General features: G+C 70.1%; 14 protein-coding genes and 1 tRNA gene. 9 read left to right on the top strand and 6 right to left on the bottom strand.

The window, feature by feature from the left end; translation table 11 throughout:
- Window positions 1-2: 2 nt before the first annotated feature.
- The 6 genes from glp (at window position 3) to ABZ348_RS17325 (ending at window position 4,461) form a co-directional block, all read left to right on the top strand.
- Entirely contained in the window at window positions 3-1,304 is a 1,302-nt protein-coding gene (gene glp / locus ABZ348_RS17350) for a gephyrin-like molybdotransferase Glp (RefSeq protein ID WP_358933835.1), read from the top strand.
- A gap of 98 nt (window positions 1,305-1,402) precedes the next feature.
- Window positions 1,403-1,882 (top strand): cyclic pyranopterin monophosphate synthase MoaC, encoded by a 480-nt coding sequence (moaC, locus tag ABZ348_RS17345; RefSeq protein WP_358933833.1) that lies wholly within the window; start codon window positions 1,403-1,405, stop codon window positions 1,880-1,882.
- Between the two features lie 62 nt (window positions 1,883-1,944).
- Complete coding sequence (locus tag ABZ348_RS17340) at window positions 1,945-2,454, top strand: MogA/MoaB family molybdenum cofactor biosynthesis protein (RefSeq protein WP_358934025.1); 510 nt, start codon at window positions 1,945-1,947, stop codon at window positions 2,452-2,454.
- A 14-nt stretch (window positions 2,455-2,468) separates the two neighbouring features.
- Window positions 2,469-3,071 carry a GNAT family protein gene (locus tag ABZ348_RS17335; protein WP_358933831.1) on the top strand — a complete coding sequence of 201 codons (603 nt, stop codon included), beginning with the start codon at window positions 2,469-2,471 and terminating at the stop codon, window positions 3,069-3,071.
- Between the two features lie 143 nt (window positions 3,072-3,214).
- Window positions 3,215-4,306 carry a gephyrin-like molybdotransferase receptor GlpR gene (gene glpR / locus ABZ348_RS17330; RefSeq protein WP_358933829.1) on the top strand — a complete coding sequence of 364 codons (1,092 nt, stop codon included), beginning with the start codon at window positions 3,215-3,217 and terminating at the stop codon, window positions 4,304-4,306.
- 81 nt (window positions 4,307-4,387) lie between these two features.
- Window positions 4,388-4,461, top strand: a tRNA-Ala gene (locus ABZ348_RS17325).
- Window positions 4,462-4,719: 258 nt separating this feature from the next.
- Here ABZ348_RS17325 and ABZ348_RS17320 read toward each other — a convergent pair.
- From ABZ348_RS17320 to ABZ348_RS17305, 4 genes are all read right to left on the bottom strand, one after another.
- Entirely contained in the window at window positions 4,720-5,277 is a 558-nt protein-coding gene (locus tag ABZ348_RS17320) for a DUF1062 domain-containing protein (RefSeq protein WP_358933827.1), read from the bottom strand.
- 89 nt (window positions 5,278-5,366) lie between these two features.
- On the bottom strand, window positions 5,367-5,522 hold the full coding sequence (locus ABZ348_RS17315) for a hypothetical protein (protein ID WP_358933825.1): 156 nt from the start codon (window positions 5,520-5,522) through the stop codon (window positions 5,367-5,369).
- A gap of 87 nt (window positions 5,523-5,609) precedes the next feature.
- Window positions 5,610-6,905 carry a PQQ-binding-like beta-propeller repeat protein gene (locus ABZ348_RS17310; RefSeq protein ID WP_358933823.1) on the bottom strand — a complete coding sequence of 432 codons (1,296 nt, stop codon included), beginning with the start codon at window positions 6,903-6,905 and terminating at the stop codon, window positions 5,610-5,612.
- Window positions 6,906-7,442: 537 nt separating this feature from the next.
- Window positions 7,443-8,924 (bottom strand): hypothetical protein, encoded by a 1,482-nt coding sequence (locus ABZ348_RS17305; RefSeq protein WP_358933821.1) that lies wholly within the window; start codon window positions 8,922-8,924, stop codon window positions 7,443-7,445.
- A gap of 361 nt (window positions 8,925-9,285) precedes the next feature.
- Here ABZ348_RS17305 and ABZ348_RS17300 point away from each other — a divergent pair, with 361 nt between their 5' ends.
- Both ABZ348_RS17300 and ABZ348_RS17295 read left to right on the top strand, forming a co-directional pair.
- A complete protein-coding gene (locus ABZ348_RS17300; RefSeq protein ID WP_358933820.1) occupies window positions 9,286-9,984 on the top strand; it encodes a helix-turn-helix domain-containing protein in 699 nt (232 codons plus the stop codon).
- Window positions 9,985-10,144: 160 nt separating this feature from the next.
- Window positions 10,145-10,612, top strand: coding sequence for a hypothetical protein (locus ABZ348_RS17295; protein WP_358933818.1), 468 nt, complete (start codon window positions 10,145-10,147; stop codon window positions 10,610-10,612).
- Window positions 10,613-10,727: 115 nt separating this feature from the next.
- Here the strand turns inward: ABZ348_RS17295 and ABZ348_RS17290 are convergent, their stop codons facing one another.
- The gene (locus ABZ348_RS17290; RefSeq protein ID WP_358933816.1) at window positions 10,728-11,213 is read right to left on the bottom strand and encodes a GNAT family N-acetyltransferase; all 486 of its coding nucleotides are present in this window, start codon (window positions 11,211-11,213) and stop codon (window positions 10,728-10,730) included.
- 139 nt (window positions 11,214-11,352) lie between these two features.
- On the opposite strand from ABZ348_RS17290, the gene ABZ348_RS17285 reads away from it, so the two are divergent.
- The gene (locus ABZ348_RS17285) at window positions 11,353-12,144 is read left to right on the top strand and encodes an exodeoxyribonuclease III (RefSeq protein WP_358934023.1); all 792 of its coding nucleotides are present in this window, start codon (window positions 11,353-11,355) and stop codon (window positions 12,142-12,144) included.
- Here the strand turns inward: ABZ348_RS17285 and ABZ348_RS17280 are convergent.
- Entirely contained in the window at window positions 12,129-12,797 is a 669-nt protein-coding gene (locus tag ABZ348_RS17280; protein WP_358934021.1) for a MerR family transcriptional regulator, read from the bottom strand. The genes ABZ348_RS17285 and ABZ348_RS17280 overlap by 16 nt on opposite strands.
- Between the last annotated feature and the right edge of the window lie 113 nt (window positions 12,798-12,910).

The raw sequence follows: 12,910 nt of genomic DNA, 5'->3' as shown, positions 1-12,910 counted from the left end.
CGGTGAGCAGCACGATCTGGTCGGTGGACGACCACCTGGAGGACATCCTCGGGGCGATCCGCCCGCTCGAACCGATCGAGCTGCACCTCCTGGAGGCGCAGGGCTGCGTCCTCGTCGAAGACATCACCGTCCCGGTCGCCCTGCCCCCCTTCGACAACAGCTCGATGGACGGGTACGCGGTGCGCACGGCCGACGTCGAGCAGGCCACCGAGGAGTTCCCCGCCGTCCTCACCGTCATCGGCGACGTGGCGGCCGGCGGCGGAACCCCACCCGAGGTGGGGCCGGGCCAAGCCGCCCGCATCATGACCGGTGCACCCCTGCCGCCCGGTGCCGAAGCCGTGATCCCGGTCGAGTGGACCGACGGCGGCACCGGTCGGGGCGCCGTCACCACCATGCTGCCGGCCGAGACGGCGCCCGAGGGCGCCGCCGGGGAGGTCCGCATCCACCGGCCGGTCACCGCGGGCGCCCACATTCGCACCCGGGGCAGCGATGTGCGCGCCGGCGACCTCGCGCTCGCCCGGGGCACGGTCCTCGGGCCGCCGCAGATCGGGCTGCTCGCCGCGATCGGCCGCGGCACCGTGCGGGTGCGGCCCCGGCCGCGCGTCGTGGTGCTCTCCACCGGGAGCGAGTTGGTCCAGCCCGGTGAGACGCTCGGCGAAGGCCAGATCTACGACTCCAACAGCTTCTCGCTGGCCGCCGCTGCGCGGGACGCGGGCGCACTCTCGTACCGCGTCGGTGCCGTCACGGACGACGCCGACGAACTGCGCTCCACCATCGAGGACCAGTTGATCCGCGCCGATCTCCTGGTCACCACAGGCGGGGTGAGCGTCGGTGCCTACGACGTGGTGAAGGAAGCCCTCGCCTCCGTGGGGGACGCTGAAGAGCCCGGCAGCGGGATCGACTTCCGTACGCTCGCCATGCAGCCGGGCAAGCCGCAGGGCTTCGGCACGATCGGCCCCGAACACACCCCGCTGCTCGCGCTGCCGGGCAACCCCGTCTCGTCGTACGTCTCCTTCGAACTGTTCGTGCGCCCGGCGATCCGGGCCCTCATGGGCCTGGACGACCTCCACCGGCCCCGGGTGCACGCCACCCTCCGCACCGACGGGACCCTGAGCTCGCCTGCCGACCGTCGACAGTTCCTCCGTGGCACCTACGACCCGGTCGAGGGCGTCGTCACCCCTGTGGGCGGTTCCGGGTCCCATCTGGTCGCGGCGCTCGCCCACGCCGACTGCCTGATCGTGCTGGCGGAGACGGTGACGACGGTCGCGTCCGGTGCGCAGGTGGAGGTGGTCCTCCTCGGCTGACGTCCGGCCAGGGGGAGTAGCGTGTCTGCGCACATGGGCCCCTGCGGCCCTTCCTCGCCCCGAAGGCCCCCCAGGCCCCGACCGGGAACGGCACCAGCATGAGTAGCCAAGCCAGGCTCACACACATCGACGAGGCGGGTGCGGCCCGTATGGTCGACGTCTCCGAGAAGGAGATCACCGCGCGCACCGCACGCGCCAGCGGCCGGGTGCAGGTGTCACCCCGCGTGGTGGAACTGCTGCGTGGCGAGGGGGTTCCCAAGGGGGACGCACTGGCCACCGCCCGCATCGCCGGGATCATGGGCGCCAAGCGGACCCCCGAACTGATTCCGCTCTGCCATCCGCTCGCGGTCTCCGGCGTCACCCTCGACCTGTCGGTCGCCGATGACGCCGTGGAGATCACGGCCACCGTGAAGACCACCGACCGAACGGGCGTCGAGATGGAGGCGCTGACCGCCGTGTCCGTGGCAGCCCTGACCGTCGTGGACATGGTCAAGGCGGTCGACAAGTCGGCCGTGATCACCGATGTGCGCGTGGAGGAGAAGACGGGCGGCAAGTCCGGGGTCTGGAGCCGGTCGTGAGCCAGGTCCCGCGCGCCGGCGAGGTGCACAGCCACAGTCACGGGCCGGCCGCGGAAGCCCCCGTGCCGCCCGTGCCCACGCGCCGAGCACTGGTGATCACCGCATCGAACCGTGCCGCCCGGGGCGTGTACGACGACACCACGGGCCCCTTGCTGGTCAAGGGCCTCGCCGGGCTCGGCTTCAGCGTCGACGGACCTCTGGTGGTGCCCGACGGCGACCCCGTCCGCGAGGCCCTGCGCACCGCGGTCGCCCAGGGGTACGACGTCGTCCTCACCACCGGCGGCACCGGCATCTCACCCACCGACCGCACCCCCGAGGCCACCGCTGCCGTTCTCGACTACGAGATCCCCGGCATCCCGGAGGCCATCCGTGCCCACGGCCTGGCCAAGACGCCGACCGCGGCGCTCTCACGGGGGCTCGCCGGAGTGGCGGGCGGCACCCTGATCGTCAATCTGCCCGGCTCGACCGGCGGAGTGCGCGACGGCCTCACCGTCCTGGAACGACTTCTGTCGCACGCGGTGGACCAACTCCACGGCGGCGACCACCCCAGACCTGCCGGGAGCCCGAGCTGAACACGTCCTGGCCGGTGGTGCTGGCGGACGGCGATGTGGTCCTCCGCCCGATAAAGCTGCGTGACCAGCGAGCCTGGCGCGAGGTCAACCGGCGCAACCGCGACTGGCTGCGCCCCTGGGAAGCGACCATTCCACCCGCTGCTCCGGGTGCCCCGATCGCACAGCGCCCGACGTACCGCCAAATGGTCCGCCATCTGCGTGCCGAGGCGAACGCCGGTCGGATGCTGCCCTTCGTCATCGAGTACCGGGGCCGTCTGGTCGGACAACTGACCGTCGCGGGGATCACCTGGGGGTCGATGTGTTCAGGCCATGTGGGCTACTGGGTGGATCGGGAGGTCGCGGGCCGAGGGGTGATGCCGACGGCCGTCGCCCTCGCCGTCGACCACTGCTTCCGGGCGATCGGGCTGCACCGGATGGAGGTCTGCATCCGCCCCGAGAACACCCCGAGCCGTCGGGTCGTGGAGAAACTCGGATTCCGCGAAGAGGGACTGCGCCCCCGCTATCTCCATATCGACGGTGCGTGGCGTGACCATCTGGTCTTCGCGTTGACCGCGGAGGAGCTCCCCGACGGCCTGCTGCACCGCTGGCACCGGGCCCGACCGGCAACGCCGCGCTAAATAAAACAGATATTCGAATACTCTCCAGAGTGACCATCTTGTGATCTGAACATTCGCAAAAAAGTCCGTGATATCAGCGGGATCGGGCGACACACCGGGCCAATTGGCGGATGCCCTTGCAAGAATCCCTCTACGGTGTGACCGTGAGCAGCAGCGGCCTCATCTATGCAGTCATCGTCGGGGCCTGGGCCGCCTATCTGGTGCCGATGTGGCTCCGCAGGCAGGACGAGTTGAACGAAGCTCGTCCGACGGAACGCTTCTCCACCGCCATCCGGCTGCTGTCCGGACGGGGTGCGATGGAGCGCCGGTACGCCAAGGAGCTACGGGATCGCACCGAGGCGCAGCCCTCTTCCGACGTCGACCCGGATGTCGTCACGGACCGATTGAGTTCCGTGGACGTCCGGGCCTTCGCCGCGCCCCGCACGGAGGTGAGGGCGCCAGCCCCGGCCGTCGCCGAGCCGCCCGCCCCGGCTCGGCAGAGCCCGCGCCCGAGCCGTGCCGCCACCGAGCGTGCGCGACGCAGCAAGGTCCTCGCGCGCCGTCGTCGCACCACCGTGATGCTCTTCCTGGCCTTCACCTTCGGTGCGATCGTCGCCGCGGTGGGCGGTCTCGGTCTGCTCTGGGTGCCGGCCGTGCCGGCGGTACTGCTGAGCGTCTACATCATGTACCTGCGCACCCAGGAGCGTCGGCGATTCGTGGTCGTGATGGACCGCCGCCACGCCGAAGCCGCGGCGGCCCGCCTGCGTGCCCGGCCCCGCCGCCAGCAGCAGCCCACGCCGCCGCCCTCGTCCCGCCATGAGACCCCCGACGCCCGTAGCTCTCACCATCTCCACAACCCTCACGGCGATGACTCCGCACCGCGGCCCGAGCCGGCACCGGTCTCCCCCCAGGAGGCCGGCCGTCGTGCGCTCGTGGAACAGACGGACCATGCGGAATGGGTCGACCAGCAGCGGGACCGCGGCCCTGCCGGCGGTGACAGTTGGGACCCGGTCCCCGTTCCCCTGCCGACGTACGTGACGGCCCCGGTGGCACCCCGAGCCACCTCCGGAGTCGATATGAACGACCCCGAGACCTGGAGTTCGGCCCGCTCTTCCACAGCCGACCCGACCCCCCTCCCGGACGACCCCGCCAACCGCCAGCCCTCACCGTCACGCCGCACCACCCGCGACCGGGGCCGCACCCCCCTCTTCGACCAGTACGCCGACGAGGAGCGCCCCCGCGCAGCCAACGAATGAGGCGAGCCGGACCCTGGTGACCAGCCCGGGAACGGATTTCCAGGCATGCGGATGAGGATGCTAGAGTTTCACTCGTTGCAAGGGCCTGTGGCGCAGTCTGGTAGCGCACCTCGTTCGCATCGAGGGGGTCTGGGGTTCAAATCCCCACAGGTCCACCGCAGCTCAGAGCCTCTGTCGGAGAGATCCGGCAGGGGCTCTTTGGCGTTTTACAGCAGGGAAGTGCGGTAGCTACTTCGGTTTCCTCTCGGCGTCCAGATGCTTGCCCAACTTCCGCTGCGCCTTGTGTCTCGCTTCCGAAGAAACGGGTGGGTGGAGCTCCAGGTCAGGGTCCGCCACTCACCACGTCGGAAGCCCAGGACCAGGGTCTGGCCGGCGGTTCGGAACTGCCGGCCAGGCCCTGGGCCCGGAAGGACTCAGCGCTTGAGCGTGAAGGTGAAGTCGCCCGAGAGCTTGCCGCTCAGGCGGACCGTCGACACGATGTTCCCCTCGGCGATCAGTTCCTCGGCCTCGGCTCGCGACAAGCCGAGGCCCGACGCGATGAGTCGCACCGGCCGCACGGGAATCCGCGCCGCGAAACGGACCGAGACCTCGATCGCCTCACCCTCCGGCCGATGCGGCCGATCCGGCCCGCCGCTGTCGAGGCGCCAGGCGTTGTCCCAGTCGAGGGCGATGCGATTGCGCCGTCGCACGAACGGGTCCCGGAGGAGTTTGGCTGCCAGGTCGGGATCGTTGTCGTGGAGCAGGTTCAGGAGCTCAGGTCGTACGGAGCGCACGTGCATCCGCTCCAGGACGGTGAGCTTGGTGGTGTCCCCGCACTTGGTGCACAGCGCGAGGAGCCAGGCGTCAAGCAGCTTGTGGTTCGCGTTGACACGGAATTTGCCGTTCGTTCGGAAGCGCCCTGAGGCGCACCTGTGGCAACGGCGGAGAACGATGGGCAGGCAGGTGGGCACAACCACCCAGTTGTTGGACACAGAAACACACCGGTTCCAGTGAGAAGACCGCAGCGAAAAGGAGCGCGGCGCACAGGTGCGACGCGCGACGGTTCAGCGCTCGGGGGATCTCACTTGGTGTACAACGGCACGTCCTTGACGGGGCGGCGACTGCGGGCGGGAGCACGGTAGCGGCACACGGGAGTGCGGCTCCACTGGTTTTCTGCCTCCTCCGCCGACCCGCTCGTCGACACCCGCTCGTCGATCAGCGCGAGTTGCCGATCCACGAGTGTTGTCGAGGTCGAACAGCACCAGCGGTCGCATACGGGGTGCCTCTCCTGGTGGCGATTGCATCGCCAGTTGGTGCTCAGAGCTCAGCGGATCGCGAAGATGCCCGGCTCCCCTCTCGTCGACTGGTGGTTGACGACGACATGGCCACCCGTCACGGGAATCAGCTCCGGGCTGATGGAGAGCAGTGCCCCCGTGCCGTTGTCCGGGGCGATCCGGTCCTTCACGCGGCCGGTCGCATCGAGCAGGACGACATGTGCGGAGTTTCCTCCTCCGATCAGCACCCCGATGCGGCCGTCGGGCTCGCGGGCGACGCCGTACATGCTGGTGCCCCCTGCCCTGTACTCCCACGCCTTGCGGCCATCCTTCAGGGAGTGGGCGACCACCACATCGGGCCACATGTCCCGCTCGGCGAGCGTGATCACCAGATCGCCGAGGACGACCGGGTGACCGCTGTTCCCGATCGCAGGCCCCGCGCCCGCCGGGAGGACGAGATGGCCCGCAGGTCCGGACATGGGCACTCTGGCCACCGGCGCACCCCGGTCGTCGAAGCTGAGGAGGGCCTGGGTACCGCGCTGGTCGTCCTCCGTCACGGCGACGACCACCGGCGCCACGGAGATCACGGCCGCGCCGACTTCTGACTCGACGGGCAGCGGCCTGCCCCACTGCTCCTTGCCCGTACGGGTGTCGAGGGCGATCAGCCGTGCGCCCTTGCCGCACTGCTCGACGAGGAGCGTACGGGCGGCGGTGGCGCCCACGGCCCTGGCTTCGCAGCTTCGCGGCGGGACGCGCTGCCACTGTTGTGTGCCCGTTGTGGTGGAGCGCGCGCGTAGGGCACCGTCCTCCGCAGTGACGAGAGTGGAGCCGCCAACGGCAAGGGTGAGTTCGACGAGTCCGTCGTCCGCCAGGGTGCGCTGCCACAGCTCCTTCCCGTCCGATGTGCGCACGGCGACCAGGGTCGAGCAGGGCTTGTCGTGCCGTCCGTACGCGATGATGCCGATGCCCTGCTGGGCGCTTCGGCTCATGGCGCAGACTGCTTGGCGGGCCGGTGCGGGCCGGGTCCAATGCACTGCGCCGTCACCAGCGCGGTAGGCGAAGAGGCCGTCGATCCGCCCCTGCACGACGACGTCACCGAGCCCCCACGCGCCGGGCCCCTCGGCGTATCCGTCCCCGGTGGCCGGGACCTGCCAGGCAACGGCGGGCGTCGACGGGCTCGACGGGCTGGCGGGCATCGTGGGGCGCGTCGACGAGTCGCGCGTGCTGGCTTTCTGGCGGCGGTCGTCATCGTCTCCGGGCCACAGGGCCCACAGCCCACCCAGAAGACCGAGACAGACGGCGATCGCAACGGTGGGCCGAAGCGCGGTGGAACGCTCCGAGCGCACGGTGTCGACTGAGTACGGTCCGCTCGGAGAAGTTGTCCTTGCCGTCGCAGCCGCCTCCGCAGCATCAGCAACCGTGGGGTTCGTCCCGCCGAACGCACCTTGGGGACCGGCCGCAGGAAGACTGCGCCTGTGCGCAGCGAAGCCCGTGAGAAATGCGCCCATCAGCCCCGCTACGCACAGCACTGCCCACGCCGTTGATCCAAGCGGTGCATTCGACCCCAACAACACGGCCGCCGCGCCGAGCACGGCACCGACGAGCAGTGCGATGACCATCGAAACCGTCGTTCGTCCACGCATCCCAGCCCCCACCCCGGCGCGTGCACGCGCTCCCGTGGCGGAATCTATCCCCCCGCCCCGGTCAACCGACACGGAATTGTGCGTGGTGGCGAGCGGATTGTTCGATCACCAGGTGATGGGGCTGGTGATCCCGTCAGTGGCCGGGAGCGGAGTGGCTGTGCTCCTCGCCGTTGCTGGGGTTTCGCGTTGGACCCCTCTCGCACCTCAGCTCTGACTGTCCGTGGTTTGACGGGATGTCGCTTACCCCCAGCGGGCCAGCAGCGCGCCGCAGTAGGTGTCCACTCCCATCAAAGGCGGTGGTGGAAGTTCCGGTTGGATGGCGCGGACCTTGCGGGCCACTCGGGGGGACCAGCGGGTGAGTGGCAACCAGCCTGCTACATGGGCCTGTTGGCGGTCCGTGCCCGGTTTGCCGGTGCCTCCCACGTCGTGGCGCATCCGGGGGCGCAGTCTGCGGCGCTCCACCACCTGACGGGTGAAGGTGGCCGCCACCGCTTTCATGTCCGATGGGGTGAACACCTCCGGCAGCCCCGGGGCGTCGTGGTAGAGGCAGAGGAAGTCGATGTCGATGAGCGAGTGGGTGACGTCTTCCGGGACGGTGACCGGGGCGTACGAGGGGCGTACGTAGGAGCCGTCCGCCTTGGGGGAGCCGGTGGCCTGCCACCCCCGGTAGACGCGTCCGAAGCTGGGCCAGTAGGGCCAGTCGGCCACTCCGTCCTTGATGGTGAGGTCGGTGTGGAAGGCGCGTGCCATGGCGGCGGCGCGTTCGACGTGTTCCTCGGCGCCCGTGGCGAGAGCGAGTTGGACCAGGGTGCGGCCCATGGCGAGGAACTCGTTCGTCGGCAGTTCCGCACCCGCGAACGACACCGGCTCGTCGGGGAGCCAGCGGTAGAAGCCGCGGCCGTCCGTGGTGGTGTCCCACTGTTCGTCATGGGCGCGCACCGCTCGCTCGGCCGCCTCCAGATAGGTCGGGACCCGCTTGGCTACCGAGTCGGGGACCAGCGCCGGGTGTTCCCTGGCGAGCCGCGCCAGACCGGCCATGGGGTAGGCGATCATGCCGGTTTGGGCGGCGAGCGACACCATGGCCGGGCGTACGGGATAGGTGCCCGGTCGGGCCCGTCTCGGCCCTGCGGACGGGGCGCCACTATCGCGGGGGAGGAGGCGGGCGGTGACTCCGGTGCGCTGCATGTACGCCTCGTAGATCAGCCGGTCCGCACTGCGCTCGCCCAAGGGGTCCAAGCCGAGGCTGATGACCCCCGACTTCTTGCGTTGCGGTGGGCCGGTGACGGTGATGGAGAACAGGTCGTCGTCTTCGGCTTGAACGGTCACCCGGGCCGTTTTGGCGTGGGGCGGGCAGACCGTCACCGCGAGGGCGGGGTGGCCGTCGGTGTCGGGGATGATCGCCGTCGCGGCGGTGAACTTGCCCGCGGTGCTCCACACCGGGCCGCTCTCGCCCCGGTGGTCCTCGATGCCGCGGACTTCGTCGCGGGCCTCAAGCACCTGGTCGATGAGGTCGGCGAGCCGTTCGACATAGGCGGTGTTGCCCGTGCTCTGGGCCATCATCAAATAGCCCTGCATCCGCCAGGACGTGCCCCAGCCGATGACCCCCGCTTCGTTGTCGGGCGGTACGCCCGGCCCTGACACTCCCGTGAGTCGATTCTCTATCTCGTGGAAATAGCGCAGTCCGGCGCGATGGAGGCCGGATCTTCTGCTCGCCTCTGGCATCGGGCGAGTATGGCAGCGGGCCTTTGCTGAAGGGCCCGTTCCGCACGGTTGGTGCCAGCGCGGTACGTAGCCCGAGGGAGGGGCCAGCGCGGCGCGCCGCCGGATCGCAAAGGCTTCGACGCACGGGTGCCCGTACGGCATCGTTCTCCCTCGTGCCCGAAGCCGTGCCATTGGGGGGCAACGGCCGGGAGCGAGCAGTCCGGGGGGACCGATGCACACACCCATGCGTCCGCACTCACGTCCTGAGAGACCCGTTCCGAGTGATCGTGCAGGGCTTAGGACAGCTGCCGATGCCTCGTACGAACCGGGAACGGACGGTCTATGCGGGGACCGGTCGGCAGATCAACCGGGTGCGTCCCAGGTGGCGGCCACGGGGGACGCGTTGCGTCCGACGCGCGGACGAGGGGTGGTCGAGGGGGCGTTCGCGCTGTTGGAGGCGTTGCGGAGGCACGGTCAGGGTGCCGGGGTGACCGAACTCGCGTGGGAGTGCCGGGTGCCCAAGAGCACGGCACACCGGCTGCTCGACCAGTTGATCGCGGTGGGTGCGGTTGAACGGCACGGGGACCGCTATCGCGTCGGCAGCCAGCTCTACCGCATAGGCCACGCCTGGCAGCCCCACCCCGGGCTCCGGTTGGCCGCACGACTTCCGCTGCACCGCTTGCGGGCGGCCACCGGTGCGAGCGCCGTGCTGACCGTGCTGCGGGACGATCTCGCGCTGACGGTCAGTTCCATACCGGGTGAGGTGGAGCCGCTGGTACCGGTGCGGGACGGGATGAGCTTTCCCCTGGACACCGCCGCCGGGCGGGCCCTGCGCAGCGGTGGTGCCAGGCCGCAGGCCGCGCTGGATCGTGAGGACGTGGTGCCCGGGGTGTGTTGTGCGGCGCTGCCGGTGCGTTCGCCGGAGGGGCGGACGGTGGCCGCGCTCGCCGCGATGGTGCCGGTGGGGCGGCGGCTGGAGGCGGTGACGCAAGCGGTCGCCGAGGCGGGTGCGGCGATCACCCGGGGGTTGGCCCTCGGTGCGGGGGCGTCGGTGGAGCTGCCTCCCGTACTGCTGCACTGAGCCCTGTCCCATTGAGTGGAACGCGCGTAGAACGCGCTCGTTCCGGCCCGGCACAGTAGGGGTCGTGCCGGGGGAACGGCACTCGGCCCGGCCGCTGCGGCGGGGCCGACACACCGTCAGCGCACATCAGCGATGTGACACCACCAAGGGGGAACCACCCATGCGTATGACCAGGACCGCCCGGATGACCGCCGCCGCCCTGCTGGCCCTCGGCACGTTCGGCGGCATGGCCGGTACCGCCCAGGCCAACCCCATCGACCAGGTGCGGATCGAGTTGGTCGGGCTGACCTGTCACACGAACAGCGAGGGCGGCCACGACGAGGCGTACCTCAACATCACGGACAGCAACAGCAACCATGTGAAGGTGTGGCCCGGCGGCGTCAGCTACCAGACCATGGGCAAGAACTACTGGCGTTCCCTTGAGGACGGCAACGGCAACGATGCCCTGGTCTTCGGCAAGAACGAGTCCCGCACGCTCACCCTCTGGGACTACGACTCGACCAGCGGCAACGACAAGCTGGGCTCCACCCTGGTGCGCGGCAACGAGTTCAACAACGAGATCCAATACCGCTCGCTGGAGGGCTCCGGCGGGGTGTACACCATCGCCTACCGGGTGATCGACATCTGATCGAGCCGCGGTCCACGAGCCGCGGTCCACGAGCCGCGGTCCACGAGCCGCGGTCCGCTGCCCGGGCTGCGCCGCGCCGGCGGGCGCAGTTCCGGGCGGGCCGGGTCGTCGGGCCCTAGTCGAGCGGCTTCACAAAGCAGCGGCTGCTCTCGTAGGCGCGGTAGTGTCCGAACTTCTTCTCCGAGATGCGGTAGCCGCTGGACGCGTACAGCGCTATCGCCTCCGGCTGCTGGTCGCCGGTCTCCAGCACCATGCGGGTACGACCCGCCGCCCGGGCGTCCGCCTCCAGCGCGGCGAGCATCTGCCGTGCGAGCCCCCGGCCGCGTGCCTCGACTATGACGTACATCCGCTTGAGTTCGGCGTCGCCGTCCTCGTAACCCTCGTCGTTCCGGTCCTGGCTGCGCCAGCCGCCGGTCGCCACGGGGTGGCCCTCGTCGTCGTACGCGATGAGATACGTGCCACTCGGCGGCTGGAACATCGAGGCGTCGAGCGGGGTCTCGTCGCCCTCACCGTCTCCGTACCGCTGGACGTACTCCAGCTGGACTTCGTCGTTGAGCTTGACGGCATCGGGGTGGTCGAACCGGACCGAACGTACATCCATGCAGGTGATCGTACGTCTTGGGGGTGTACGGGCGGGGTGGGCCGGATGGGTAGGGTGCCGGGGTGTGCACCGTGGGCGTTCCGCAGCGCGGTGGCAGCCCCCAGCCGCCCGTGAACCAGAGGAGCCCGGTGTGCTCACCGTGACGTCCGTGAACGTGAATGGCCTCAGGGCCGCAGCGAAGAAGGGTTTCGTGCCCTGGCTGGCGGCCACCGAGGCCGATGTGATCTGCCTCCAGGAGGTGCGGGCTGAGCCCGAGCAGCTCCCGGAGGGCGTGCGGCAACCGGACGGCTGGCACACCGCTCACGCACCCGCGGGCGCGAAGGGGCGTGCGGGCGTCTCGCTGTACACGCGGCGCGAGCCGGATGAGGTGCGGGTCGGGTTCGGGTCGCAGGAGTTCGACGGCAGCGGGCGGTACGTCGAGGCAGATCTGCCGGGCGTGACCGTCGCCAGTCTCTATCTGCCCTCCGGCGAGGTGGGCACGGAGCGCCAGGACGAGAAGATGCGGTTCCTGGGCGAGTTCCTGCCGTACCTCCACGAGCTCAGGGCCCGGGCCGCGCAGGACGGGCGCGAGGTCGTCGTCTGCGGTGACTGGAACATCGCCCATCGTGAGGCCGACCTCAAGAACTGGCGCTCCAACCGGAAGAACTCCGGCTTCCTCCCCGAGGAGCGGGAGTGGCTGTCGCAGGTCTATGCCGAGGGCGCGTACGTGGATGTGGTCCGGGCGCTCCACCCCGACCAGGAGGGCCCCTACACCTGGTGGTCCTACCGGGGGAGGGCCTTCGACAACGACTCCGGCTGGCGCATCGACCTCCAGGTGGCGACCGAGCGGTTGGCCGCCCTGGCGGTCAAGGCGTTCGTGGAGCGGGCCGAGACCCATCCGGAGCGCTGGTCGGACCACGCTCCGGTGACCGTCGTCTACGACCTGGGCTGATCGTTCTCGTCGGCGGGTGCGGGCCCGGGCGGGACTCCGTCCGGGCTTAGCCTGCGGTCCAGCGCCATCGACAGTTCGGCGTCCACCACGCTCTTCGCCAGTGGGCGCAGTGCTTCCGCACCGCCCGTGACCGGATGCTCCGCGACGATCTCCAGGAAGAGTTCGGCGAGGGCGTCGGCGTGGGCCCGTACGCGCTGTCCGGCGTCCAGGACCACCGACAGCGGCACTCCACGGCGCACGAGGGCCGCGGAGACGTCCAGCAGTCGACGGCTGATGTGGACGAGTTCGCCGCCGTCCACGGTGAGATAGCCGAGGGACAGTGCGTTCGCCAGGTTCTCCGGGGTGACCTCCCCCTCGAAGTGGTCGGCCAACTCCTCCGGCGTCAGCCGTACGGGGGTCTCTTCGGTCGGTTCGGTCAGCCCGAGCACCGTACCGACGTCCCGGCCGCTCTCGAACGCCTTGGCCAGATCGGCGATCCCGTTCAGGGTGTGGCCCCGCTCAAGGAGTGCCGTGATGGTGCGCAGCCGGGCCAGGTGCTGGTCCCCGTACCAGGCGATTCGTCCTGCGCGGCGGGGTGGGGGCAGGAGGCCGCGCTCTCGGTAGAAGCGCAGGGTGCGCACCGTGATACCGGCCTTTTCGGCCAGTTCCTCCATGCGGTACTCGCGTGCTTCTGCCACGGGGGAAGCCTAGGCTGTGCGGCCGGCAACTCCTCCTGCCCTACCCCTACCGCTCGGTAGGCAGGCTGCCCTACGCTCCAATCGTGCCA

Origin of the sequence: Streptomyces sp. NPDC005963, from assembly GCF_040638655.1 — a bacterium.
Taxonomy (GTDB): Bacteria; Actinomycetota; Actinomycetes; order Streptomycetales; family Streptomycetaceae; genus Streptomyces.
The sequence above is the reverse complement of the archived record's forward strand: the minus strand, read 5'-3'. Positions and strand labels throughout refer to the sequence as shown.

Coding starts and splice junctions, on each gene's coding strand:
- moaC (WP_358933833.1), top strand. CDS start 1,403: ATGAGTAGCCAAGCCAGGCTCACACACATCGACGAGGCGGGTGCGGCC.
- ABZ348_RS17305 (WP_358933821.1), bottom strand. CDS start 8,924: ATGCCAGAGGCGAGCAGAAGATCCGGCCTCCATCGCGCCGGACTGCGC.
- ABZ348_RS17295 (WP_358933818.1), top strand. CDS start 10,145: ATGCGTATGACCAGGACCGCCCGGATGACCGCCGCCGCCCTGCTGGCC.
- ABZ348_RS17290 (WP_358933816.1), bottom strand. CDS start 11,213: ATGGATGTACGTTCGGTCCGGTTCGACCACCCCGATGCCGTCAAGCTC.
- ABZ348_RS17280 (WP_358934021.1), bottom strand. CDS start 12,797: ATGGAGGAACTGGCCGAAAAGGCCGGTATCACGGTGCGCACCCTGCGC.